The sequence below is a fragment of the Allofrancisella frigidaquae genome (assembly GCF_012222825.1).
Lineage (GTDB): Bacteria > Pseudomonadota > Gammaproteobacteria > Francisellales > Francisellaceae > Francisella > Francisella frigidaquae.
The window spans coordinates 1,163,128-1,186,335 of record NZ_CP038017.1 but is presented as its reverse complement, the minus strand read 5'-3'; the positions used below and the strand labels follow the sequence as shown (position 1 = coordinate 1,186,335).

Sequence of the window (23,208 nt, the reverse complement as noted above, 5' to 3'; positions counted from 1 at the left end):
AAGTTTTATATATTATTGACAGTTTCCTGAGATGATTGTACAATGTTGAGTACAATAAGTATTTTAAAGGTATTAATTATGAAAACAGCTACATATTCTTTCTTTAGAGAAAAATTATCCAGTATGCTAGATTTTGTTAATGAAAATCATGAGCCACTTATAATAACCAGAAAAAATGGTTCAAATGCAGTTTTAATTTCTTTAGATGATTTTAACTCATACGAAGAAACTTCGTACTTAATGCGTAGTCCTAAGAATGCTGAGAGATTAAGAAAATCTATAAGCTCTTTAGAAGATGGTAAAATCAAAGAACGTGAGCTGTTAGAATGAAACTCTTATTTACAGATGAAGCATGGGAAGAGTATTTATATTGGCAAAGCTATGACAAAAAAATAATAAAAAAAATAAATAGTTTAATTAAGGAAGTAAAAAAAAGCCCTTTTGAAGGCACGGGCAATCCTGAACCATTAAAATATGATCTATCAGGATTTTGGTCAAGAAGAATAGATAGAGAACATAGGTTAGTCTATAAAATCGATAATGATACTCTTTTTATTGTTCAGTGTAGATACCATTATTGAAATCTCTAAAACTTTGGGAGAATTTATTTTGAGAATGCTTTTAGAACATTGAAACATGATAAACTGAAAATCTTCCAAAAAGTATACAATAAAAGTTACTTGAAATTTATTTAGCTATGAATCAAATATAAATGATAAATCTTAATGACTTAGTACCGAGAAATCATACTTATCGTAAATTTGTATCGATTGGAATTTTAAAAATGTTGCTAAGAAATTAGATTTCAACACGCCCATTGAATATCGTAGAATAAGAGCTGACTTAGAGAAATCAGGTGGAATGCTTGGGGCAAATGATTTATTTATTGCGGCCCATGCTAAATCTTTGAACATACCATTAGCAATTAATAACATTAAAGAATTTGAAAGAGTTGAGGATTTAATGTTATTAAATTGGATATAAGCCTTTCTTTTGTTTCTTATAGTGTTTTATATCTAAATAGCTTCACTGATAGTCATAACGCTGTGAAACTTTACAGATGCAAAATATTCCTAAATTTAAATTAAAAATAATTATATAGCTTGAATTTTTATTTAACTTTATGTATAAATAATTTAAAAATAATAAATGTGTTGGCGGTGTTTAATGAGTTTTCACCCATATGAGAATAATAATGATATAACTATAGATCATTATGAAAATAAAATATTAACAAACTTGCCAGATAAAGATGCGAGCGTGCTTTGTGAGTTGGTGTATGAGAGTATGATGCTGGAGAATATTGTTAATAATAGAGCAGGGAAAGAAAAAACTATTTCGAATCTTATTTATAACCTAGATAAAAAAACTTTAAATAAAATTTCTACGACTCTTTTATCTTCAGATGTAAAAGATGCTTTAGAACAATACCCTCATCATTACTATCCGGTATTAGCAAAATATAAATTAGTAGCTACAAGTAGCCAATTAGGTAACGATGTTGGTTACTATGGTATCGCAGTAGCAGCTGCTGGAGATAAGCAAAATAAAGGTGTATATGTAATAAACAGAGGTACAAGATTAAATAGTTTTGATGGTATCTATAACGACTTCCTTAAAACAGATATTAGAGATATGGCTATTTTAGGTAAAAGCTTACCTGTTGCAATAGTTTCAAATCATACAAAATCAGCTATAGAATTTGTTAAGTACCTTCTTAAAAGTTATAATCTTAAGCATATAGGCTTTGCAGGACATAGCTTGGGTGGCTCAATAGCACAAATGCAAGCAGTATACTTTGTAGATAAAAGATTTAGAGGAATTAGACTATCACCATCAAAAGGATTTGAACCTTTTGGTATTAAGAATGAAGCAGACCCATTTATGAAATATAATAATGAGGACGGAGCACTTTACTATTTGACTTTAAATCCAATTAAAGCTTTTAAGTCATGGCAGTGTAAGCTAGCAGCTAAAAATTGTAATAGTTGGCAAGGTATAGCAGATAAATTAATAATTAATTATGCAAGCTTTAAGTCAGATATTGATTTTACATCTTTTGCTAGAAACGGAGATATTGTTGCTAACCTTGCAGAAAATATTGGTAAAAAAGTGTTGATAGATAGTGCTGGTAGTTATAAGGACTTTAAAACTCTTCATGAGATAGCTAACTATCGTTATCAAGAATATCGACCAGATGGTAGTTTAATAGAAACACAAGTAAATAAACTTAATTCAGATATTTTAAAATCAAGCGATAATTTAGAGCAAAAGACTAAGTATAGGGTATGTTTTAATACTGATACTTTTAGTAACCGAGTAGAGGTTTAGTATGATAAGACTGCTTAAAATAATAACACTATTATATTTATCTATTTTTTTATCTGGTTGTTCATCAGTTGCATTAATGTCAGCACCAATTATTGGATATTCACAAAGAAGTATAAGTCCAAAAGCAACTAAAGAACAACAGCAGCAAGTTAAACAAGAAGTTATGCAACTTCTTGAGAAAGAATATAAGCAACCACTTAAATTAGAAAGTTTTGAATATAAATACCAAACTCATAACCGCCCTGGGTCTTTTGATTTTTCCCAATATGGTTCATACTACTTCAAAATACAAGCCCTAGATAATCCAATTATAGTTATGGATTTTAGAATCGATGATATAAAAAAATCATCAACCAATGAATTGTTAGAGGATTTTAAAAAAGATCAATTAAAGTACTTGTACTGTATAGCGTTAGCTAAACACTACATAGATGAAAAAAAACTTTTAACTGATAAGCTGACTAATATTGAAGTGACTACAAATAACTACTGTGATTTAAGAAATCAAAAGGAAGTATATGATAACGCTTGGACAAGATTATGACTATAAATGTCTTAATATTGGTTTTACCACCGATCTAATTCCAGCTTGCAACAGCCCCACTTTGCGTAGAATGATATTGATAAAAAGTATTGATATGCGAAGTTAAGCGTAATGAAAGTAAATTAGCTCTCGATAAGTTAACTGAGGGTAGAGAAAGATAAATATAATCACCAAGGGCTACTGATATAAACTCAAACTCTAGTACGGCTCCAAATATCAAAATCAGGTGTGTCTTAGCTACTAAATTAGTATTGAGTGATTATAGCTACAAATATTATAAAGCCAACCCAATGGTTATCTGAAAAAGCTTTGATGCAGTTGGATATTCCTAACTTTTTATAAATAAAATAATTTCTAATAAAGAAAAATCCACAAATAATGATCCCTATATAGAATATGCTATTAAAATCACAGTAAATTCCTAGTATTATCAAAAAAGCTAAAGCTAAAAAGTTAAATGCAAAGATATGTCTAAAAACATTTTTGCCAAAAGTCACAGCTGAAGAATTAATACCTATTTTTAAGTCATACTCTCTATCAGCTAAAGCATAGATAGTATCGTAGGCAACAGTCCAAAATATCGTGGCGAGATAAAATATCCAAGCTTCAAAAGGTAGTTTATCTTGTATTGCTGAAAATGCCATTAATATACCAAAATTAAACGCCAGCCCCAGTACTAGCTGAGGTATAGCAAAAAATCTTTTACAGAATGGGTATAACGTAGCTAAAAATAAAGCTACAAAAGATAATAAGATCGTAAAAATATTCAAAAATAACACACAAATAAAAGCAATGATTGCAAGAGATATACATAAATAAATAGCGTTCTTAACTGATAAAATACCACTAGTTAATGGTCTAGTACTAGTACGAGCAACGTGCTTATCAAAATCAATATCAGCTATATCGTTTATGATACAGCCAACAGTGCGCATAATTAATACACCTAAAGAAAAAATTATAAATAGTTTTAAACTTGGTAAGCCATGACTAGCTAATACTAAAGAAGTAAGTGTTGGCCATAAAATCAGTAATATAGGAATGGGTCTATGTAGCCGCATTAGCATGGCATAAGCTTTTAATTTATTTTGATTTATCATTTTGTAAACTCCGGTAGGCATAAAAAATATTCAGTTATTAGGACTTTTAAATTATCTGAAGGCATATAGCTGAAAATGGAGCTACGAGAGTATATGTTTTGATTTGAGATTAAACCTGTCTCATTTTTAAATACGTGTGTTGGTAACTCTCTAATAATAAATTGGCTTCTATTGAATTTTTTTTTATATAGTAGAGCATCACCGATTGGTTTGTCACCTAAATTATCTAATTCTTGAGTAAAGAAATCATACGTTGATTTAGGAATAATGGTTCTTGCAAAGACTATAGTCTGGTTATCTTTAGATAGTGTTATTTGCCTTACTAAAGCACTATCTACTTTTAAAAGGTCTTTTTCAAAACTACTTGTGTTCAAAATTTGTTGAGATATCTTATCTAGACGTATTTTTCCATAAAATTGGGTTAAACCAGCTACTAAATTGTTGACATCATTAAGCCAATAGAGTTTAGAGTTGCTTAATCTGTCAACATCCACATGAAAGTCCATATATCTAAATCCCTTAAATCTTTAAAGGTTTTTATTTTATTTTTGATTTGTATAATTATACACTTATAAAGGTGTGAAATTAATTAAAAGGATTTAAAATGCGTCCAAGTGGCAGAAATAATGACCAGTTGAGAAATATCAAAGTTACTCATAATTTTATAAAACATGCTGAAGGGTCAGTACTTATTGAGTTTGGTGATACGAAAGTGCTTTGTACTGCATCAGTAATAGAGGGTGTGCCAAGATTTAAAAAAGACTCAAAAGAAGGGTGGTTAACTGCTGAATATGGTATGTTACCACGTTCTACTCATACAAGGATGGATCGAGAAGCAGCTAGAGGAAAACAATCAGGCAGAACTCAAGAGATCCAGCGTTTGATAGGTAGAGCTTTACGAGCAAGTGTTGATTTAGCAGCTATTGGTGAGTATACAATCAAAGTCGATTGTGATGTGATTCAGGCTGATGGTGGCACACGTACAGCATCTATAACAGGAGCATCATTAGCTATAAAAGATGCTATTAATCATATGAAAGAAAAAGGGTTAATAGCTGAAGATGCCAAACCTTTAAACTCTCAAGTTGCTGCAGTCTCGGTAGGCATCTATAATAATCAGCCAGTACTTGATCTTGATTATGATGAAGATTCAAACGCTGAGACAGATATGAATGTCGTTTTAAATTCTAATGGTGGTATGATTGAAATACAAGGCACAGCTGAAGGCAAACACTTCTCTGAAGAGGAATTTGCTAAAATGCTTGCTTTAGCTAAAAAAGGTATCCAAGAGATTTTTGATACAGTGTTTTAGTTAAAATAAAAACCATTATATAAATATCGCAAACCTTGAGTTACTAAGTATAAATAGATTTGATTATCGCTCTTAGAAGTAATTATAAACTACTTATATGTGAGTTAATTTTAGTAAGTAGCTCGAAATCTTTAGTTTTTAGTTCAAATAAAAAGTCTTGTAAGGGTTCACTTTTTGCAAAAAGTAATCTCTGCTCAATTTGTTTTATTTGCTCATCTAGCTTTTGTCTTTCTTGATAAAGATTAGATAATTCTTTGTTAGCATTCATCAAGAAATTTGAGATATTATTCTCTTTTTTATTTTGGAGTTTGCTTTTTAAGTTACTACTGATATTAGACGTTCTATTGGTAGTAAGCGTCTTTCGATCTAATGATAATTTTTTACGTGGCTGTTGTTCTGACATTTATCTCTCTTTTAGGCTTAATAATAGTCTTTCGAAATTTTTACAAGAATTAGAGTGATAACTCTAACTTTAATCGATTATAGTATATTCGTTTGATAATTGCTAGCCTATGGTTTTATTTACACCAATCGATGCTAATCTTTTCTCAATAGAAGGATGAGTTGAAAATAAATCTGACATATCACCACCATTGATCCCAGCACTTAGTGGATCAAAAATATAGGAAGCACGACGTAGATTCTCATTTTTAGTGTGCTTGTAGCTATATTGAGTTTCGGGGTTTTTATTATCATTAGCTATTTTAATCAAAGCATTAGCCATTGGCATGTTAGTTCTCATAAGCTCTACTGCACCAGCATCTGCCATATACTCTCTTGTACGACTTAAAAATAGCATCATAAATATGGTGAATATTTGCAAGACATATTTTAGTATCATTATTATGATAAAAAATGCAGCTGCATTATTATTACGATTATTATTGCTATTACTATTACTGGTGTTTCCTGAAAATAGTACTGAATAGAATAAGAAATCCATAATTATCAGCATCATATTTGCTAAAACCATAGTAAATAGGTTCAGTTTTATATCTTGATTACGGATATGGGTTAGTTCATGCGCCATCACGGCTTGTAGCTCATCACGGTTTAGAGCATTAGCAAGTTTTGTTGTAATAGCAACCATAGCTGATTTTTCAGAGTATCCAGAGGCAAAAGCATTCATATAGTCAGCATTTATAAGAAATACTTTTGGCATGTATCTCATGCCAGCTGCAACTTTCATTTCTTCGACAACATTATAAACACGACGTGCTAAAGGACTTTGATCATCAGCGGTGATTTCTTGGTATTGAGTCCCTGAAAGCATAATTTTGTCATACATGCTAAAAGTTATAAATATCCAAATAACTGCTATACCAGAAATAATGATAGTAGCATAAGGAACTAACTGAAAAGTTGCTAGAGCCCAAAACACTTTTGATATAGGTAGTTCGATGCCATAAGCTCTATAATAGGCATTTGCAATTTCATTGTATCTGTATATTGTGTCTACAAATATACCAAGCAAGAAAAACACTAGCAAAAAGGTAGCTATAACTAGATATGTTTTTCTGGTATTTTTATGAACAACTTCACGCCAGTTTACAGAGCCATAATGTAGATTATCTGTAGATGACATTTATAGTTCCACTCTAGTATCTTCTAGTTGTTGTTTTTTCTCTTCAGAAATATTCCAATAGATGAAGTTCTCATTTAGCTTTTTAAATAAACTTACAACTATACCAGCAAAGAAAGATTTTTTATGGGCATTATACCTTTCTATAGAATCATTTAAAGCCTGTTTTGCAAAAGCTAACTTATTTTCGGTAGATGTTATTTCTTCTTGAAGCTGGATTACATTTTGGTTTGATTTTAACTCCGGGTAGTTTTCAAACTGTACATTTATACCTTTTGCAAGTTCAGATATTTGGTTTTCAGCTGCTATTCTTGTTTTAACATCACCATGTTGTTTTGCAGAGTTGGCTTGGCTTCGTAGAGCTACTATATCTTTTAGAGTAGTTTGCTCATAGTCCATATATTTCTTGACAACATTTACTAAAGAGTCAAAAACTTTTGCTCTACGGTCAAGTTGTACATCTATTTGTTTTTCTGAATTTTTAACAGTTTCTATTTCAGCTATTAGTTTGTTATAAGTCATAACAACATATATAGCAACTGCTGCTACGATTATAAGTAGTATTACACCTAATGACATATTAGCATTCTCCTAATTATTAATTACTCAATAAATATAATGATGATTTTTAACCAAAATTCAAGCTTTATATGTTTTCTTCCTCAAGAAAATGACAAAATGTTTGGGTCAGGTTTGTATGATATTTTGTTTTGTGTAAAAGTTTATAAAAATTTCTTTTTAAATTTAAATCTTTGGTATCTAAGATTTGGTATTGTGTAGCGTCCCAGGATTGTTCTACAATAGCATGAGATAAACATGTTAGACACTGGCTATTAGAGATATATTGTTTTATAGCTTCTGTGTTGTTAAAAATGATTTCTTTTTTTAGTTGAGGTAGATGGTTTTTGATTGCTTTAGAAAATATTTCGAATGTTCCTGATCCTTGTTCTCTTAGTACCCAATTATATTCGAGTAAATCTGTTATCTTTAAATTTTTTTTATTTGCTAGAGGATGGTTTATATTAGACATAATTACTAACTTATCTTCTTGCCATATTGTTGACTCAATACAATCATTGTGACAATATCCCTCAACAAAGCCTACATCACAAGTTAAGGTTTCAACTTTATGTATTATTTCTTTGGTATTATCACAAATTAGTTCTATTTCTACGTTAGGATAGAGGTTTCTAAATCGTGCAAGATGTTTTGGTAGTATATAGTTTGCTATTGTTGTACTAGCTCCAATAGTAATTTTACCAGCTAGGGGCTTGTCTTCATAAGCAAAAGATTCTAGTTCTGAAACTCTATCAATAATCTGTATAGCTTGGTTTAGGAGAGCTTGCCCATTAGAGTTTAATTTCATACGCTTACCTAACCTATCAAATAAAGTTATACCAAGCATACTTTCAAGTTGTGATAATGACATACTTGCAGCTGCTTGTGAGATAAAGCATTTTTCAGCACCAATACTTATTGATTCAGCTTTAGCAGTATTTACAAAAACTTGAAGTTGTTTTAATGTAATTCGCATATTTGCTCTATAAAAGTTTATAATCTAAGATTTTAGTAATCTTAAAGCATTTATTATAACAATAAAAGTTGCCCCCATATCTGCTGCAATCGCCATCCATAGGGTGGCTAAATCGGCAATAGCTAACGATATAAAAATGGCTTTTATAACTATAGAAAAGGTTATGTTTTGTTTTATTATATTTAGAGTTTTTCGTGAGTGCTTGATTAACCACGGTAGCTTACTGATATCATCAGACATTAGAGCAATATCTGCAGTTTCTATCGCAACGTCATTACCAATAGCTCCCATAGCAATACCTAGATTAGATCTAGCAAGAGCCGGAGCATCATTTATACCATCTCCAATCATTGCTACATTTTTATATTTATTAACAAGTTCTTCAATTTTAGTTACTTTATCTTCAGGTAAAAGTTCAGCATAAAAGTCATCAATCCCTGCCTGCTCTGCAATAGCTTTTGCTGTACCTTTATTATCACCTGTAAGCATTACAGTTTGCTCAACCCCTAATGCTTTTAGTTGTTTTAAGGAACTTTGGATATTATTCTTTATACCATCTTGTATGGCTATAGTACCAATTACTTCTTGATTATTACCTACAAATATTAATGAAAAGCCATCATCTCCAAGTTTTGCTGCCTGATTATGTAGTGAAGTATCCTCACAAAGTTGTTTTTCATGAGCAAAAGCATGGCTACCAAGCCAGAAGTAAGAATCTCCAATTTCTCCAGCAATCCCCTTACCTCCTATAACTTTAGTGTTTACAGCTTCTTCAATTTTTATATTGTTTTGGTTAGCATAATCAATGATTGCTTTAGAAATGGGATGATCCACTGTTTTTTCTAGACTAGCAGCAATAGTTATTAACTGCTTTTTTGAAAAGTTATTATTAGTTATAATTTCTTTTACGCTAGGCTTCCCTTGAGTTAGAGTACCTGTCTTATCAAAAGCAATAGCTTTAAGTTTTGCAGGGATTTCAATAAAATTACCTCCTTTAATTAAAACCCCATTTTGCGCTGCTTTTGCTAGACTAGAGACTATAGATATCGGGGTTGATATTACTAGTGCGCAAGGGCAAGCTATTACAAGAATAACTAAAGCTTGGTATATCCAGTTGACCCAAGGCTGATTCAAAATTAACGGTGCAAATACGGCGATTATCAAAGCAAGTAGTATCATGCTGGGAGTATAGATTCTTGCAAATTTATCGACCCATTTTTCTGCTTTGGAACGTTTTGATTGCGCGTGTTCTACAGCTTGAATAACTTTTGCTATTGATGAGTTATCAGCAGTTTTTGTTGTTTTTATTTCAATAGCAGAGTTTCCATTTATACTCCCAGCAAAAACTTCATCTTCAATTTGTTTTTCTACAGGGATCGATTCACCAGTTATTGGAGCTTGATTTATAAAGCTATTACCTTTAATAATAATTCCATCAAGAGCAATTTTTTGACCTGGTTTTATAAGTATTCTTTTGCCTACATTGATTTCTGCTATAGGCTTTTCTTCAAATTGCTTGTCATTACAGCAATAAACTAGCGCAGTATCAGGCGTTAAATTCATAAGCTTAGTTATCGCTGAACGAGCATTACTAACGCTCCATGATTCAAGTATAAGAGAAAGAGCAAATAAAAAACTTACAACTGCAGCTTCAAAAAGTTGACCAATAATAATAGCACAAACTATAGCTATTACCATAAGTAGATTCATATCAGCATCAAGACGTTTTATAGAAGATATTGCTTTTGGAAAAACAAACCAACTACCAAATACTATAGCTAGTAAGTAGCTAAGCTGTGATATAAAAAGAAATATCTCGGAAGAATCATTTTCACTACCTATAAACGCGTGCATAAACCCATGGTCAATAGAGTGGAATAAATATGCAAAAGCAATTAAAATTCCACAGATTGACGTTGTGATTAAACGTAGATATTTACTTAAGAAATTAGGATTTTTACCATTTGATAAATATTTATCCCAAGCTATAGCGTTTAAACCAGCTTTTTTAATCAAAGAAATAATTTCTTTTGAAGAAATATCTTGTTGGTTTATTAAAAGTTTACCATTAAGTAAATCAAACTCCATATTTTCTGCTGGTATTTTTTTACTTAGAGTTTTTTTGATGACATTTACTTCTTCAATACAGTCTAAGCCATATACTTTAAACCTTAAATATCGATTACTATCTGTCATAGTAAGTTCTCCTTTACGTGTATTTCTAGGTAAGTGCACAAACTTTTCTTTTACCATTTGCTTAAAAGTTATTGCTTAAAAATTATTGGTTATAAGTTGTTTACTCTTTATCAACTATAGCATATAGTAGGAATAAAGTGATTATATGGTTTTTATTTTTATGCAAAAGAGCATACTTGTCATAGGTGCAGGGGCATGGGGTACAGCGTTGGCTTTGCAACTAGCGTATAAAGGACATAACGTTAGAATTAGCTCATGGCGAGAGTCGCATAACCAAGAAATGCTAAAAAATCATAATAACATTAAGTATTTACCAAATATTGAAAAATTCCCAAACAATCTAACAGCTATTTCTAATTGGCAGGAGAGTATAGTTGATTTTGATCAAATATTAATAGCTACGCCTAGTTCTGGATTTAAAAATATACTTACTGAATTAAAAGAATATATATTACCTAAGCAAGGAATAATAAGTGCTACAAAGGGGTTTTGTCATAACAGTTATGCATTACTTGATGAAATAGCTAATGAAATACTACCAGGTACAAAATTTGCCTTGATTACAGGACCAAGTTTTGCCAAAGAAGTTGCTCAAAAGCTTCCGACAGCTGTAGTTGTAGCATCGAAAGATATTAAATACGCCAAAGAAGTTCAGCAACTTTTTAGTAACGAAAATTTTAGATGCTATACCACAACAGACATTATAGGTGCTCAAATTGGTGGAGCAGTTAAGAATGTTTTAGCAATTGCTGCAGGGATAGCTGCGGGAATGGATTTTGGAGTAAATGCCCATGCTGCACTTATAACAAGGGGATTAGCTGAGATTAAAAAACTTGGACTTAAGTTAGGGGCTGATTCAGAAACCTTTATAGGTCTTAGTTGCTTAGGTGATTTGTTATTAACATGTTCAGATAATCAGTCACGAAATCGTAGGTTTGGGTTATATATTGGTCAGGGCTATTCTATAGAGGAATCTCTAAAGATGGTTAATAATGTTGTAGAGGGCTATTTTACTGCTCAAGCAGTTTATAACTTAGCTAAGAAGCATAAAGTTGATATGCCATTGGTGTTTGCTACATACCAAGTATTGTATGAATCGGCTGAACCAAAAAATATAGTTAAACAGCTGATGCAACGTGAGCTTAAAGGTGAAAGTTAGCCACCAGCAACTTCTTTAGGAACATAATCTTTTAGATTTGTTTCTTGCATTTTCACTTTAGTGTTAAAAGCATAGTCGCCAACTTTTACTAATTTTGGTACAAAAACGGAATTTTCCCAAAGAGAACTATCTTTTATTGAATCAAAAGAGTTAAGAGTAGAACAAATTATGGCAAATATAAAACTGTAGCGAATAATAGCAATAAAAAAAGCAAATAACGTGTTTGATAAAGTTTCTTTTTCTTTATTATTTTTCATGAAAACTTTCATGACACCAAATATTATAAGATATGCACCAATAAGGACTAAAATAAAAGATACTACATAAGCAGTGCCAGGATCACTTACTATAGAATTAATATAACTTTGCTGTATTTTTTGAGCTAAAATACCTGCCAGTATTACAGCAAAAATCATAAGAATAAGTAGTACTATATTTTTAAATAGCCCTTTTACGGCTGCAAACAAGCTTAATGTCAAGCTCAAAATGATAATCAAAATATCTAAAAAGTTAAGACTTTCTAAAAGATTCATAGTAATTTATCCCGTAATTATATCTTTAAGCTGATTAAGGTTAGTTATACCTGTTATTTCTACATTATCGTTTTTTACTAGTTTGGAAATATTAGCTTTAGGAACAATTATTTTTTTAAAACCATGTTTCTTAGCTTCATTTATCCTTTCAACACCGTATGGTATGGGGCGTATTTCACCAGATAAACCTACTTCACCCATGATCAACATATCATGAGGTATCTCTAGTTCTTTTACGCTAGAGTAGATTATTGAGATAAGAGCTAAATCTATACTTGTTTCTGTAATTTTTATACCACCAACTACATTTAAAAATACATCTTTATCATATAAATCAAGGTGCATATATCTTTGTACGATAGCTAAAATCATAGCTAATCTATTATTATCAATTCCCACACAAAGTCTTTTGGGCGGTTGGTTTATATTTTTATCGACAACGAGTGATTGTAGCTCTACTAGTAGAGGTCTTGTGCCTTCCCAAACTGAAACTATAACACTTCCAATCAAGTTCGTGCGACCATTATTAAGAAAGATAGCTGAAGGATTTTTAACTTCTTTCATGCCTTTATCAGTCATTGCAAATACGCCAATCTCGTTAACAGCCCCAAACCTATTTTTGAGAGTACGCATTAGGCGGTATCTACCATTGTCTTGGGATTCAATAAATACTACAGCATCTACTATATGTTCTAAAACTCTAGGTCCAGCAACATCTCCTGATTTGGTAACGTGGCCAACTAGAAATACAGAAATATCATATTGTTTAGCAACTTGAGTTATATATGCTGTAGACTCACGGACTTGTGATACTCCACCAACCATGGACTGTAACTCTGGATTATAGATTGTCTGAATAGAATCTATAACTACAACTTCAGGCTTATTTTTAATAATATAATCCGCGATTGTCTCAATATTCGTTTCACACATTACTAAAAGATTATCTTTAGGCAAATCAAGCCTTTCAGCACGTAGAGCTATTTGCTCTAGAGATTCTTCACCACTTACATATAAGACTTTCTTTTTTAGAGACAAAACAGCCATTATTTGTAGTAATATTGATGATTTCCCAATACCAGGATCACCGCCTACTAGGGTTACAGACCCTTTTACAATACCGCCTCCAAGCACTCTATCAAATTCTTGGATATAAGTGGAAGTACGTGTATGCTCTTTGCCTTTTATCTCACCTAAAGAGATTGCTTTAGAGACACTGCCAGCAAACCCCATGCGTGATTTAGCTGGCTTTTTAGTGTCTGTTTGTATCTCTTCGACAAAAGTATCCCATTGATTGCAGCTATGACATTGACCTTGCCAGCGCGGCGAGGTTGCTCCGCATTCTTGACAAATAAAAGCTGTTTTATGTTTTGCCATGTGATTATTTTATTTTATAACCTAATAAGTATTTTGAAATTACTCTATCTGTTTCTGGTGCGTTAGGACCTATAAATTGTACTATATAATGATATTTATTACTGTCATTTTTTTCTGCAGTACGAATATTATGAGGAAATGCTGATATAATTCTAGCTTCACATCCTACTTGCTCTTTAAGCTCGGTTAACGTTACAGAAATCCTAACAATGTCATCAAGGTGTAAAATTTTTGATGTGTTGATTTCCATTCCACCACCTTTAATTACTTTTATATATAAGTAGTATATATCTTCGCGGTGATCAAAAACATACTCTAACTCTTGTTTAATATCAGCATCGCTATAGTTAACCCCGAGGTTGCACTCTACTATATCGACGGTTTCATCATCAATATCATCAGAAGTTTTTTTATCATTTGAATCTAACTCTTTGTCTGTATTATCATCAATATCTTCAATGAAAGAACTTTCAAGGTTGATACCTTCGCTGTCATTAATATCTATTTCTATGACATTAACACTCTCTTTATCAATATCATCAGAATTTGAATTGTTATCTTCTAGTGCAGATGGAGTAAGCTCATTTTTAAAATCATTAGCACTTAAAAAATCATTAGTTGTGATATTTTTTTCTCTCAGCTGCTTTTGTTGAGCTTTGTCATCTAGCATCCCACTTCGTCTAGTGGATTTAGCAGATTCATCTTTTTGTACTGTATTAGCTTTTTTTAAAAGATCTAACCGACTCATTTGATTCGCCTCTTTGCTTTAGAACATACTATTTTATAACTAAAATATATGACACTTGAAATTAAAATAAGTATAAATATCGATAAGTATTTATTACTTGATATCCATTCTACAATATGTACATGGTCAACAAAGTTTAAGATTGCGTGACCGAAAAAAAAACCTAAAGTTATGTATATAAATGCCCAAACAAAGCTACTTATAGCGTCTAAGGTTATAAATTTTAACTTACTAACTTTGCTAAGACCAACTATAAATATAGTTATGGTTCTTAATCCATACAAAAATCTAATACTAAGAATTGCCCAATGATCATATTTATCTAAAAGTTTTAAAGATTGGTTGGCTCGTGCTTGCCATGATTGCTTTCTTTCAATAAATTTTTTGCCTGTAAGTTTTGAAAAAATAAAAACACCGTTATCATGAATTATGGCTCCTATAGTTGCTGCAACTATCACTAAAGGGTAGTTAAATAAAGAAGCTGCTGTGGCAATACCAACCATGACTAGAAATATTTCACCCTCTATTAAAACAGCTATAGCTACAGCAAAATAGCCCCAATCAATTAACAGTTGCCAAAAATCGTGTTCACTCATTAGAATATTCTCTATAGGCATTTGTAAATAGTAACTCATCAACTAAAACTAAAGCTAACATTGCCTCAGCTATAGGTACACCACGGATACCAACACATGGATCATGTCTACCTTTGGTAATTACTATAGTATCTTGTCCATGTGTGTCAATACTTTTGCCAGGTTTTAATATACTTGAGGTTGGTTTAAAAGCTAATTTAGCTATTACATCTTGCCCAGTAGATATGCCTCCTAAGATACCACCAGCATGATTAGATAAAAAGCCTTGCTCTTGGGAAATTTCGTCACGATGTTGACTTCCTTTTTGGGTTACGCATTCAAAGCCATCTCCAATACTTACAGCTTTTACAGCATTTATACTCATTAAAGCATAAGCAATATTAGCATCAAGTCTATCAAATACTGGTCTACCAAACCCAGCTTGCATGCCTGTTGCTATAACAGTTACCTCCGCACCCACTGAATCACCTTCTTTGCGTATTTGATGTATTAGCTCTTCACATTTTGTTTGAGCATCTATGTCTGCTATAAAAAAAGGATTTTGGTTAATAAAACTCTTATCTTTGAAGCTTATTTTTAAGTCACCTATTTGTGAACAAAAACCATAAATCTCAATACCATGCTGTTTGAGTATCTTCTTTGCTATTGCACCAGCAGCGACACGCATAGCAGTTTCTCGCGCAGAAGAGCGACCGCCACCTCTATAGTCACGAATACCATATTTTTTAAAATAAGTATAATCAGCATGACCAGGTCGAAATTTATCTTTTATTTCCCCATAATCTTTTGATTTTTGATCTTGATTTTTAATAACCAAGCCAATAGGGGTACCTGTTGTTTTACCTTCAAAAATACCAGAGATTATTTTTACTTCATCAGGCTCTTTGCGTTGTGTAGTAAATTTAGATTGGCCTGGTTTGCGTCTGTCTAAGTCTAGTTGAATATCAGCTTCAGAGAGTTCTATATTAGCAGGACAACCATCAATGATTGCTAAAAGAGAATCGCCATGGCTTTCACCACAAGTTGTTACTGTGAAAATTTTACCGAACGTATTACCTGACATAGCTATAAATTATCAAAAAAGTATAGGAATTATTTAGTTATAATAACATAAAATAATAAATGTAATCTTGTTGATTTAATTATTTTTTGTAAATGAATGGGTTGAGTAAGTTTAGCCTAAGTTTAGTATTTAAGTGCTCCATAAGCACTTTTTCTTGGAGTAGGTTGCTTAAGCTAGTAAAGAGCTATTTAAATGAGTATTATTAATATGCAAAATTAGGAAATGAGGGAGCTATATGAAGAAAAGATATAAATTATTTGGTGTTGGTTTTGTAGTATTGTTGTCAAGTTGTAGTTTTTTTAACAGTGATAAATCTTATGATTTAGAGCATGATGGTGAGCTAATTGTTCATCTAAAAAATACCCAAACTGGTAAAGATGTTGGTACAGTAACTATTTCTCCATATATTGCCGATAAAGAAATTCAGGGTATGATTTTTACGCCACATTTATATAATTTGCCACCTTCAAGTACACATGGGTTTCATATACATGTTAATCCAAGCTGCAGTAACAAAGGTATGGCAGCAGGTGGGCATTGGGACCCTGACAATACAGGTAAGCATTTAGGTCCATATAATGATAAAGGTCATAAAGGTGATTTACCAAAATTAATAGTCAAAGCTGACGGTACAGCAACTAAACCAATAATCGCACCAAAGCTGAAATCTCTAGAAGAGTTAGAAGGACATAGTTTAATGATTCACGAAGGTTCAGATAACTATTCTGATGATCCCAAGCCTTTAGGCGGCGGAGAGGCCAGAATGTGGTGCGGCGTTATTACAGATTAAACTTGAATAGATAACGTTTTTGGTCAATAATTAATGTTTATTCTACAAAAGTTTATGAAATTGGGATTTTATGGCTTCTAATATTAATCAGATTGGAAAAATTTATCAGCGTCCTTGGGGTACGTATCAAACCCTTAATTTTACAGAAAAAAGCCAAACTAAAATAATAACAGTTAAACCCAAAGGACAACTGTCTTTACAAAAGCATTTTAAGAGAGCAGAACACTGGGTTGTAGTTACTGGTAATCCAACTATTACAGTTGATGATAATGTATGTGAATATAAAGTTGGTGACCATATTTTCATACCTAAAGAGTCTATTCATAGGCTTGAAAATTTTACAGATAGTGATATTCAAATAATTGAGGTCCAAGTTGGTGATTATTTAGGAGAAGATGATATCGTACGTTTAGAAGATATTTATAAACGTGACTAAAATTGAAGGTTGATTATCAATATTTAACGTTTAAAAAGTGCTAGAGCAAGCCGGCGGTACGTTACTAGTCGTTAGACTTGAAGCATTAGAGTTATGTGAGCACGTCCAATTAAACATGCTACCGCTAATAACTCCAGTAAGTTTGATAGTGTCATTAGGATTTGTAAATGTGTCGGGGTTTGTTTTGCTTAAGTTAACCTCAATTGTGCCGCCAGATGAGCTACCATTAATTACTGAGACACCCTGGGGAGTTTCGTAAGTTTGGGTAGATATATCTATATTGTTATTTATATTGTCTTCTATTTTTGCTTTTATTCCACCTATGCTATTTATAGCACTAGTAATTTGTGCTCGTTCTTTATAGTTAGCATATATTGGAATAGCTATTGCTGCTAGGATGGCAATAATTGCAATCACCATCATTAGTTCAATGAGGGAAAAGCCTTTTTGTGTTGTTTTTTTCATATTGTATCCATAATTATAGTTAAAGCCAAAAATACAAGACACAAAAATCTTGTAATTATATATTATAGGATAAAATATAACTTCATTTATAGTAACTAGACGAAAGTTGTGACACAATTTAGTCATCAGACTTAAAATAAAGCATTTAGTTTTCGTATGAGAAAAGCTACTTATGTAGCTTTTGATATTGGAGATTAGTTATTTGTGCAATTAGAAGGAACTTGAGATGAAGTTACACCACTTACGTTACAAGCCCAAGTAATTGCGCCAGATGCTGCAGTAGGTGTAAGTGTTATTGTAGCACCAGATACTTCTGTTGATGTTAATGAGATTACACCATCAGTTACAGAAGCCCCACTTGGCAAGTCTGATGCCGTTACACCAGTTACAGATCCATTGTTATTAGCGATACCTTCAGCAACCTGAGCTTTTGCGCCACCTAATTTTGAAAGCTCAGAACCTATCTTAGCACGAGTAGTATAGTTTGAATACATAGGTACAGCTACTGCTGCTAGAATAGCGATAATAGCAATCACTACCATTAACTCAACAAGTGAGAAACCTTTTTGGTTTGTCTTTTTCATAATTTGTTTCCTTAGTTTTTTGTTAGCTAAATGTTGTTAATTTTTCTTGAGAGTATAAGTCAAGGTTAAAACTATCAAGTACTAGCAATTATAAGGAGAATTTTTTGTACTTCAAGCAGTTTGTGGGACTTTTTTATCAAAATATACACAAAGCGTGTGGATAGGCATAATTTCTCTCCAAATAAATGCCAATTATTATTTAAACTGATTAAAAAAATGGTTGAGAAGGTAGGAATTTTTAAGAAATAAAGATTTAGGGTTTTGTAGATCTTAATTAATAATTCTATTATTCGTGTTGTATAGTATCATGTTAACTTAAATAGGGATATATGAGAGTTTGCCTTGTTTATTAAATAACCTAATTCAGCAATAGACTTATTATAGGATCTAAACTTCGTAGGAGTTTATTGAATGAAATAAGTAATCTTACCTAATAAATTCAACCATTCTTATCTTAAATTTGTTATCATATATCTACCTTTTACTTTATTAAAAGTATAGTTGATCAGTCATGACTTTAATCGACGGTAAAGCTCTATCGCAAAATCTAAAGATGCAACTTAAAGAGCAAATTCAAGAATACAAAAACAAAACCAATATCACGCCAAAACTTGTAGCTATAATAGTGGGGGATGATCCAGCTAGCCAAGTTTATGTTAGTTCTAAATCTAAAACCTGTGCTCAAGTGGGTATGGATTCAGATGTTATAAAACTACCAGAAAAAACCTCAGAAGAGGAGCTTTTGCAATTGGTTAAACAACTTAATAATGATAAACAAGTACATGCTATACTGGTACAGTTACCATTGCCAAAGCATATTGATAGCCAAAAAGTTATTAATTTTATAGCAGTAGAAAAAGATGTTGATGGCTTTCACCCAACAAATATAGGCAAACTACAAATAGGTGATAAAACTTGCTTACAACCATGTACCCCAAAGGGTATTATGACAATGCTTAAAAAGTATAATATTGATCTTATTGGAGCTAATGCTGTAGTAGTGGGTGCTAGCAATATCGTTGGTAAACCTATAGCACAAATGCTACTAAATGCTAAAGCAACAGTGACAGTATGTAATAGTAAAACAAAAGATCTTAGATCACATACTCAAACAGCTGATATTTTAGTGGTGGCGATTGGGAAAGCTAGGTTTATAACTGCAGATATGGTCAAATCAGGTGCGGTTGTGATTGATGTTGGTATCAATCGTGTAGATGGTAAACTATATGGCGATGTTGATTTTGAAGGTGTGAAAGATAAAGTTTCTGCTATAACTCCAGTACCAGGAGGTGTTGGTCCTATGACAATTACAGAGCTTTTGTTTAACACTTTCCAATGCGCTCAGGAGTTGAATGGGTAATAGATGTATCTAAATAAAATAAAAAAATGAGTCCATCCTGAACTTGATTTAGGATCTTTAGTGTGTTGGTTATAAGTTAAGAGATTCAGAATCGGTGTCCGGAATGACAGGGCATTTTGAATTGATTAAAAAGGAAATAAAATGGCAGATTTAAAATATGAAGACGCTGGTGTAAGTATTGAGGCAGGTAACCAAGCCGTAGACAGAATGAAAAAGCATGTCAAAAAAACTTTTACAAAAAACGTGCTAACAGGTTTAGGTAGCTTTGGTTCTTTATTCTCACTGAAAGATATTGTTAATAATTACAAAGATCCAGTATTAGTGCAGTCTATAGATGGTGTTGGCACTAAAACAAAAGTTGCTGTAATGTGTAACAAATTTGAAAACCTTGGTTATGATCTTTTTTCAGCTGCAACCAATGATATTGTAGTAATGGGTGCTAAGCCTATTACATTTTTAGATTATGTTGCCCATGATAAGTTAGATCCAGCTATTATGGAAGAACTTGTTAAAGGAATGTCAAAAGCATGTGCTGAATCTGGTGTATCTCTAGTAGGTGGCGAAACAGCTGAGATGCCAGGGGTTTACCAACCTGGTGAAATAGATATGGTTGGAGTAATCACTGGTATTGTTGAAAAAGACAAAATTATCAATGGTGAAAATATCCAACAAGGTGATGTTGTATTTGGTCTTAGTTCCTCAGGATTGCATACAAACGGCTACTCATTTGCACGTAAACTCTTCTTTGATGTTGCTAATAACAAGCATACAGATACTTACCCTGAGTTTGCTGGTAAAACTATAGGTGATATCTTGCTAGAGCCACATATTAATTATACAAATATTATCCATGACTTCTTAGATAATGGCGTTGATATCAAAGGTATGGCTCATATTACAGGTGGCGGGTTTATTGAAAATATTCCACGTGTGTTACCAAAAGGCTTGGGAGCTAAAATTAGTAAGGAGAGTTTTGAAGTTCCAGCAGTTTTTAAAGTTATGCAAAAAATTGGTAATATCAGTGATTTTGAAATGTACCGTTCATTTAATATGGGTATAGGTATGACTATAATCACAAACCAAGATCAATATCAAAAAATGCGTAAGCTAGCTTCTAAGTATACTAATACTAAACTGTATCAAATTGGTACTATTACAAACTCAGCTAAGGTGGAAATAGTCTAATGATTGATAAACAAATCATTATAAATAATATTAAAAATGTGTTGAAATCAACTAATTTAGATATCAAAGATAAGTACATTGGTAAAGTTAGAGACATGTATTTTGCGGATGATAAAAGTATTTTGATATCAACTGATAGACAGTCTGCTTTTGACAGATCATTAGGTTTTATTCCTTTTAAAGGGCAAATTCTAGCACAATCTTCAGTATGGTGGTTTAAAGAAACTGCTCATATAGTAAAAAACCACTTTATTGCATCACCTGATCCAAATGTTATTATAGCAAGAAAAGCTAAGGTGCTACCTATTGAATTTGTAGTGAGAAGTTATATCACAGGCTCAACATCAACATCATTATGGACACACTACAAAAATGGTAGTAGAGACTATTGTGGAAATATTCTCCCGGAGGGTTTAAGCAAAAACCAAAAGCTTCCTCATAATATTCTAACTCCTACAACCAAAGAGCAAGATCATGATAGACCAATATCAGCACAAGATATTGTTAAAGAAGGTTGGCTTACCCAGCAACAATGGGACTTTGCGTCACAAAAGGCATTAGAACTTTTTGAATTTGGGCAGAAAAAAGCTCAAGAACATGGTTTGATACTTGCAGATACTAAGTATGAGTTTGGTATAGATCAGCTTACAGGTGAGATTATCTTAATTGATGAAATTCATACTCCAGATAGTTCTAGATTTTGGCTAAAAGATAGCTACCAAGATAGATTTGAAAAAGGCTTAGAGCCTGAAAATATCGATAAAGAATTTTTTAGACTATGGTTTGCAAAAAATTGTGATCCGTATAATGATAAAGTTTTACCACAAGCACCAGAGGAGCTAGTTGTAGAACTATCACAAAAGTATATTACTCTTTTTGAAATGATTACAGGACAAACATTTGTTCCACCATTGGATAAAGAGGATATTAATAAGCGTATAGAAAAAAATGTTAAAAATTATCTAGATATGGAGAAAAATATGAATATTCTTCTAATTGGCTCAGGTAGTAGAGAGCATGCTATTGCAAAAGCTGTTAAAAGAAGTTCGATAGAAAATAAACTATTTTGTATAAGTAGTGCTACCAATCCAGGTATTGCTAAGTTATCAGATGGTTATAAATTAGCAGATATATGTGATTGTGAGGCTATTATAGATTATGCAAAATCACAAGCTATAAAGCTTGCAATTATTGGTCCTGAGGCTCCATTAGAGATCGGGTTGGCAGATAGGCTCAAAGCAAATGGGGTCAATGTTGTTGGGCCCACTAAGGAGCATGCTCAATTAGAAACATCTAAAGGCTTTACTCGTGAGCTTATAGAGGAGTATAAAATTGGAGCTAATCCGTTTTTTAAAAAATTCAATTCTATGGATGGTGTTGAAGAAACACTTAAAAAATACCAAAAGCAATTTGTAATAAAAGCAGATGGTTTATGTGGTGGTAAAGGTGTACTTGTATGGGGAGATCATCTTCATACAATGAAAGAGGCTATTAAACATTGTCAATCATTAGTAGATGCTGGTAAAGAATTTGTTATTGAAGAAAAGCTTCATGGTGAAGAATTTTCTTTAATATCTTTTACTGATGGTGAAAACTTTATACACATGCCAGTTGTCCAAGATCATAAACGCGCCCATGAAGGCGATAGAGGGCCGAATACAGGCGGTATGGGTACGTATTCAGACGTAAATCATAGCTTACCATTTTTGTCTGATAGTGATATTCAAAGAGCTAAGGAAATCAACGAAAAAGTTATTCATGCATTAGCTGATAAGTTTGGGTCTCCTTATCAAGGGATCATTTATGGTGGTTTTATGGCAACAATTAATGACACTAAAGTCATAGAGTATAACGCCCGTTTTGGAGATCCAGAAGCTATGAATTTGCTGACTTTATTAGAAGGTGATTTTGTGGAAATAGCTAAAGCGGTAGCTACAGGTGATTTACAAGACGTTAAGGCAAGCTTTAAAAAACAGGCTACAGTATGCAAGTATTTAGTGCCTCTGGGGTATCCAAATCACTCGGTAAAAAACTTTGAAATCGATATATCTCAATGTCCTAGTGATGTTGAGCTATTTTTTGGTGCAGTAGATGAAAGAGAGGGTAAACTTATTGGGACAGGTTCAAGAGCTATAGCTGTGTTAGGTTTAGGTGACAATATTGCTGAAGCTGAGCAAAAAGCAGAAAATGGTGTGAAAAATATTTATGGTAAATTATTCCATCGACCAGATATAGGAACCAAGAAGCTTATAAATAAGCGTATTAACCATATGAATATTTTACGTGGTAAAAAATACAAAGAACTTAGCTAGT

At 32.3% G+C, this 23,208-nt stretch carries 26 protein-coding genes; 12 read left to right on the top strand and 14 right to left on the bottom strand.

The genetic code is table 11. From position 1 onward, the window contains the following. The first annotated feature begins 78 nt into the window (after positions 1–78). The 5 genes from E3E15_RS05560 (at position 79) to E3E15_RS05545 (ending at position 2,875) form a co-directional block, all read left to right on the top strand. Positions 79–330, top strand: a complete 252-nt coding sequence (locus E3E15_RS05560) for a type II toxin-antitoxin system Phd/YefM family antitoxin (protein ID WP_035719783.1) — start codon at positions 79–81, stop codon at positions 328–330. Next, positions 327–581 (top strand): Txe/YoeB family addiction module toxin, encoded by a 255-nt coding sequence (locus E3E15_RS05555; RefSeq protein WP_172106906.1) that lies wholly within the window; start codon positions 327–329, stop codon positions 579–581. Before E3E15_RS05560 ends, E3E15_RS05555 begins: the two co-directional genes overlap by 4 nt. A 178-nt stretch (positions 582–759) precedes the next feature. Beyond that, positions 760–984 carry a PIN domain-containing protein gene (locus tag E3E15_RS07990; RefSeq protein WP_425352920.1) on the top strand — a complete coding sequence of 75 codons (225 nt, stop codon included), beginning with the start codon at positions 760–762 and terminating at the stop codon, positions 982–984. 183 nt (positions 985–1,167) lie between these two features. Further along, positions 1,168–2,331 carry a lipase family protein gene (locus E3E15_RS05550; RefSeq protein ID WP_172106905.1) on the top strand — a complete coding sequence of 388 codons (1,164 nt, stop codon included), beginning with the start codon at positions 1,168–1,170 and terminating at the stop codon, positions 2,329–2,331. 1 nt (position 2,332) lies between these two features. Beyond that, positions 2,333–2,875 (top strand): hypothetical protein, encoded by a 543-nt coding sequence (locus E3E15_RS05545; protein WP_172106904.1) that lies wholly within the window; start codon positions 2,333–2,335, stop codon positions 2,873–2,875. A 245-nt stretch (positions 2,876–3,120) separates the two neighbouring features. On the opposite strand, the gene ubiA is transcribed toward E3E15_RS05545, so the two are convergent. Then, positions 3,121–3,975, bottom strand: a complete 855-nt coding sequence (ubiA, locus tag E3E15_RS05540; protein ID WP_172106903.1) for a 4-hydroxybenzoate octaprenyltransferase — start codon at positions 3,973–3,975, stop codon at positions 3,121–3,123. Next, a complete protein-coding gene (locus E3E15_RS05535) occupies positions 3,972–4,481 on the bottom strand; it encodes a chorismate--pyruvate lyase family protein (protein WP_172106902.1) in 510 nt (169 codons plus the stop codon). The genes ubiA and E3E15_RS05535 overlap by 4 nt, the downstream gene beginning before the upstream one ends. A gap of 98 nt (positions 4,482–4,579) precedes the next feature. Between E3E15_RS05535 and rph the strand changes: the two genes are divergently transcribed. Further along, positions 4,580–5,287: a ribonuclease PH gene (rph, locus tag E3E15_RS05530; RefSeq protein WP_035719772.1), complete on the top strand. Its 708-nt coding sequence runs from the start codon at positions 4,580–4,582 to the stop codon at positions 5,285–5,287. Between the two features lie 82 nt (positions 5,288–5,369). Here rph and E3E15_RS05525 read toward each other — a convergent pair whose 3' ends face one another. From E3E15_RS05525 to E3E15_RS05505, 5 genes are all read right to left on the bottom strand, one after another. Next, complete coding sequence (locus E3E15_RS05525; RefSeq protein WP_172106901.1) at positions 5,370–5,690, bottom strand: hypothetical protein; 321 nt, start codon at positions 5,688–5,690, stop codon at positions 5,370–5,372. Positions 5,691–5,792: 102 nt separating this feature from the next. Then, positions 5,793–6,872 carry a zinc metalloprotease HtpX gene (gene htpX / locus E3E15_RS05520; protein ID WP_172106900.1) on the bottom strand — a complete coding sequence of 360 codons (1,080 nt, stop codon included), beginning with the start codon at positions 6,870–6,872 and terminating at the stop codon, positions 5,793–5,795. Beyond that, positions 6,873–7,448 (bottom strand): LemA family protein, encoded by a 576-nt coding sequence (locus E3E15_RS05515; protein ID WP_035719769.1) that lies wholly within the window; start codon positions 7,446–7,448, stop codon positions 6,873–6,875. Positions 7,449–7,515: 67 nt separating this feature from the next. Further along, positions 7,516–8,403: a LysR substrate-binding domain-containing protein gene (locus E3E15_RS05510; RefSeq protein WP_172106899.1), complete on the bottom strand. Its 888-nt coding sequence runs from the start codon at positions 8,401–8,403 to the stop codon at positions 7,516–7,518. A gap of 24 nt (positions 8,404–8,427) precedes the next feature. Continuing rightward, positions 8,428–10,599: a heavy metal translocating P-type ATPase gene (locus E3E15_RS05505; protein WP_172106898.1), complete on the bottom strand. Its 2,172-nt coding sequence runs from the start codon at positions 10,597–10,599 to the stop codon at positions 8,428–8,430. Positions 10,600–10,759: 160 nt separating this feature from the next. Between E3E15_RS05505 and E3E15_RS05500 the strand changes: the two genes are divergently transcribed. Next, entirely contained in the window at positions 10,760–11,758 is a 999-nt protein-coding gene (locus tag E3E15_RS05500; protein WP_172106897.1) for an NAD(P)H-dependent glycerol-3-phosphate dehydrogenase, read from the top strand. Here the strand turns inward: E3E15_RS05500 and E3E15_RS05495 are convergent. The 5 genes from E3E15_RS05495 to aroC are packed head-to-tail and all read right to left on the bottom strand — an operon-like array spanning position 11,755 to position 16,075. Next, positions 11,755–12,291, bottom strand: coding sequence for a CvpA family protein (locus E3E15_RS05495; RefSeq protein ID WP_035719766.1), 537 nt, complete (start codon positions 12,289–12,291; stop codon positions 11,755–11,757). The genes E3E15_RS05500 and E3E15_RS05495 overlap by 4 nt on opposite strands. Positions 12,292–12,297: 6 nt before the next feature. Continuing rightward, positions 12,298–13,668, bottom strand: a complete 1,371-nt coding sequence (gene radA, locus E3E15_RS05490; RefSeq protein WP_172106896.1) for a DNA repair protein RadA — start codon at positions 13,666–13,668, stop codon at positions 12,298–12,300. Between the two features lie 4 nt (positions 13,669–13,672). Then, positions 13,673–14,416: a PilZ domain-containing protein gene (locus E3E15_RS05485; protein WP_172106895.1), complete on the bottom strand. Its 744-nt coding sequence runs from the start codon at positions 14,414–14,416 to the stop codon at positions 13,673–13,675. Next, entirely contained in the window at positions 14,413–15,012 is a 600-nt protein-coding gene (locus E3E15_RS05480) for a DedA family protein (RefSeq protein WP_035719977.1), read from the bottom strand. Before E3E15_RS05480 ends, E3E15_RS05485 begins: the two co-directional genes overlap by 4 nt. Then, the gene (aroC, locus tag E3E15_RS05475; protein WP_172106894.1) at positions 15,005–16,075 is read right to left on the bottom strand and encodes a chorismate synthase; all 1,071 of its coding nucleotides are present in this window, start codon (positions 16,073–16,075) and stop codon (positions 15,005–15,007) included. Before aroC ends, E3E15_RS05480 begins: the two co-directional genes overlap by 8 nt. 235 nt (positions 16,076–16,310) lie before the next feature. Here aroC and E3E15_RS05470 point away from each other — a divergent pair, with 235 nt between their 5' ends. Both E3E15_RS05470 and E3E15_RS05465 read left to right on the top strand, forming a co-directional pair. Continuing rightward, positions 16,311–16,865, top strand: coding sequence for a superoxide dismutase family protein (locus tag E3E15_RS05470; protein ID WP_035719759.1), 555 nt, complete (start codon positions 16,311–16,313; stop codon positions 16,863–16,865). Between the two features lie 70 nt (positions 16,866–16,935). Beyond that, the gene (locus tag E3E15_RS05465; RefSeq protein ID WP_035719756.1) at positions 16,936–17,301 is read left to right on the top strand and encodes a phosphomannose isomerase type II C-terminal cupin domain; all 366 of its coding nucleotides are present in this window, start codon (positions 16,936–16,938) and stop codon (positions 17,299–17,301) included. A 30-nt stretch (positions 17,302–17,331) separates the two neighbouring features. On the opposite strand, the gene E3E15_RS05460 is transcribed toward E3E15_RS05465, so the two are convergent. Both E3E15_RS05460 and E3E15_RS05455 read right to left on the bottom strand, forming a co-directional pair. Further along, positions 17,332–17,766, bottom strand: coding sequence for a pilin (locus tag E3E15_RS05460; RefSeq protein WP_035719754.1), 435 nt, complete (start codon positions 17,764–17,766; stop codon positions 17,332–17,334). A gap of 194 nt (positions 17,767–17,960) precedes the next feature. Continuing rightward, positions 17,961–18,350, bottom strand: a complete 390-nt coding sequence (locus tag E3E15_RS05455; protein ID WP_035719752.1) for a pilin — start codon at positions 18,348–18,350, stop codon at positions 17,961–17,963. A 511-nt stretch (positions 18,351–18,861) separates the two neighbouring features. Between E3E15_RS05455 and folD the strand changes: the two genes are divergently transcribed. The 3 genes from folD (at position 18,862) to E3E15_RS05440 (ending at position 23,207) form a co-directional block, all read left to right on the top strand. Next, positions 18,862–19,710, top strand: a complete 849-nt coding sequence (gene folD, locus E3E15_RS05450; RefSeq protein WP_172106893.1) for a bifunctional methylenetetrahydrofolate dehydrogenase/methenyltetrahydrofolate cyclohydrolase FolD — start codon at positions 18,862–18,864, stop codon at positions 19,708–19,710. Positions 19,711–19,851: 141 nt separating this feature from the next. After that, positions 19,852–20,895, top strand: a complete 1,044-nt coding sequence (purM, locus tag E3E15_RS05445) for a phosphoribosylformylglycinamidine cyclo-ligase (RefSeq protein WP_172106892.1) — start codon at positions 19,852–19,854, stop codon at positions 20,893–20,895. Continuing rightward, complete coding sequence (locus tag E3E15_RS05440; protein WP_172106891.1) at positions 20,895–23,207, top strand: phosphoribosylaminoimidazolesuccinocarboxamide synthase; 2,313 nt, start codon at positions 20,895–20,897, stop codon at positions 23,205–23,207. The genes purM and E3E15_RS05440 overlap by 1 nt, the downstream gene beginning before the upstream one ends. Position 23,208 lies beyond the last annotated feature (1 nt).

Excerpts from the sequence above, each read along its gene's own strand:
- ubiA (WP_172106903.1), bottom strand. The coding sequence starts at position 3,975 with ATGATAAATCAAAATAAATTAAAAGCTTATGCCATGCTAATGCGGCTA.
- aroC (WP_172106894.1), bottom strand. The coding sequence starts at position 16,075 with ATGTCAGGTAATACGTTCGGTAAAATTTTCACAGTAACAACTTGTGGT.
- E3E15_RS05465 (WP_035719756.1), top strand. The coding sequence starts at position 16,936 with ATGGCTTCTAATATTAATCAGATTGGAAAAATTTATCAGCGTCCTTGG.
- E3E15_RS05515 (WP_035719769.1), bottom strand. The coding sequence starts at position 7,448 with ATGTCATTAGGTGTAATACTACTTATAATCGTAGCAGCAGTTGCTATA.
- E3E15_RS05470 (WP_035719759.1), top strand. The coding sequence starts at position 16,311 with ATGAAGAAAAGATATAAATTATTTGGTGTTGGTTTTGTAGTATTGTTG.
- E3E15_RS05500 (WP_172106897.1), top strand. The coding sequence starts at position 10,760 with ATGCAAAAGAGCATACTTGTCATAGGTGCAGGGGCATGGGGTACAGCG.
- E3E15_RS05545 (WP_172106904.1), top strand. The coding sequence starts at position 2,333 with ATGATAAGACTGCTTAAAATAATAACACTATTATATTTATCTATTTTT.
- E3E15_RS05480 (WP_035719977.1), bottom strand. The coding sequence starts at position 15,012 with ATGAGTGAACACGATTTTTGGCAACTGTTAATTGATTGGGGCTATTTT.
- E3E15_RS05555 (WP_172106906.1), top strand. The coding sequence starts at position 327 with ATGAAACTCTTATTTACAGATGAAGCATGGGAAGAGTATTTATATTGG.
- E3E15_RS05560 (WP_035719783.1), top strand. The coding sequence starts at position 79 with ATGAAAACAGCTACATATTCTTTCTTTAGAGAAAAATTATCCAGTATG.
- purM (WP_172106892.1), top strand. The coding sequence starts at position 19,852 with ATGGCAGATTTAAAATATGAAGACGCTGGTGTAAGTATTGAGGCAGGT.
- rph (WP_035719772.1), top strand. The coding sequence starts at position 4,580 with ATGCGTCCAAGTGGCAGAAATAATGACCAGTTGAGAAATATCAAAGTT.
- E3E15_RS05535 (WP_172106902.1), bottom strand. The coding sequence starts at position 4,481 with ATGGACTTTCATGTGGATGTTGACAGATTAAGCAACTCTAAACTCTAT.
- E3E15_RS05550 (WP_172106905.1), top strand. The coding sequence starts at position 1,168 with ATGAGTTTTCACCCATATGAGAATAATAATGATATAACTATAGATCAT.
- folD (WP_172106893.1), top strand. The coding sequence starts at position 18,862 with ATGACTTTAATCGACGGTAAAGCTCTATCGCAAAATCTAAAGATGCAA.
- E3E15_RS05525 (WP_172106901.1), bottom strand. The coding sequence starts at position 5,690 with ATGTCAGAACAACAGCCACGTAAAAAATTATCATTAGATCGAAAGACG.
- E3E15_RS05510 (WP_172106899.1), bottom strand. The coding sequence starts at position 8,403 with ATGCGAATTACATTAAAACAACTTCAAGTTTTTGTAAATACTGCTAAA.
- E3E15_RS05485 (WP_172106895.1), bottom strand. The coding sequence starts at position 14,416 with ATGAGTCGGTTAGATCTTTTAAAAAAAGCTAATACAGTACAAAAAGAT.
- htpX (WP_172106900.1), bottom strand. The coding sequence starts at position 6,872 with ATGTCATCTACAGATAATCTACATTATGGCTCTGTAAACTGGCGTGAA.
- E3E15_RS05440 (WP_172106891.1), top strand. The coding sequence starts at position 20,895 with ATGATTGATAAACAAATCATTATAAATAATATTAAAAATGTGTTGAAA.
- E3E15_RS05460 (WP_035719754.1), bottom strand. The coding sequence starts at position 17,766 with ATGAAAAAAACAACACAAAAAGGCTTTTCCCTCATTGAACTAATGATG.
- E3E15_RS05455 (WP_035719752.1), bottom strand. The coding sequence starts at position 18,350 with ATGAAAAAGACAAACCAAAAAGGTTTCTCACTTGTTGAGTTAATGGTA.
- E3E15_RS05495 (WP_035719766.1), bottom strand. The coding sequence starts at position 12,291 with ATGAATCTTTTAGAAAGTCTTAACTTTTTAGATATTTTGATTATCATT.
- E3E15_RS05505 (WP_172106898.1), bottom strand. The coding sequence starts at position 10,599 with ATGACAGATAGTAATCGATATTTAAGGTTTAAAGTATATGGCTTAGAC.
- radA (WP_172106896.1), bottom strand. The coding sequence starts at position 13,668 with ATGGCAAAACATAAAACAGCTTTTATTTGTCAAGAATGCGGAGCAACC.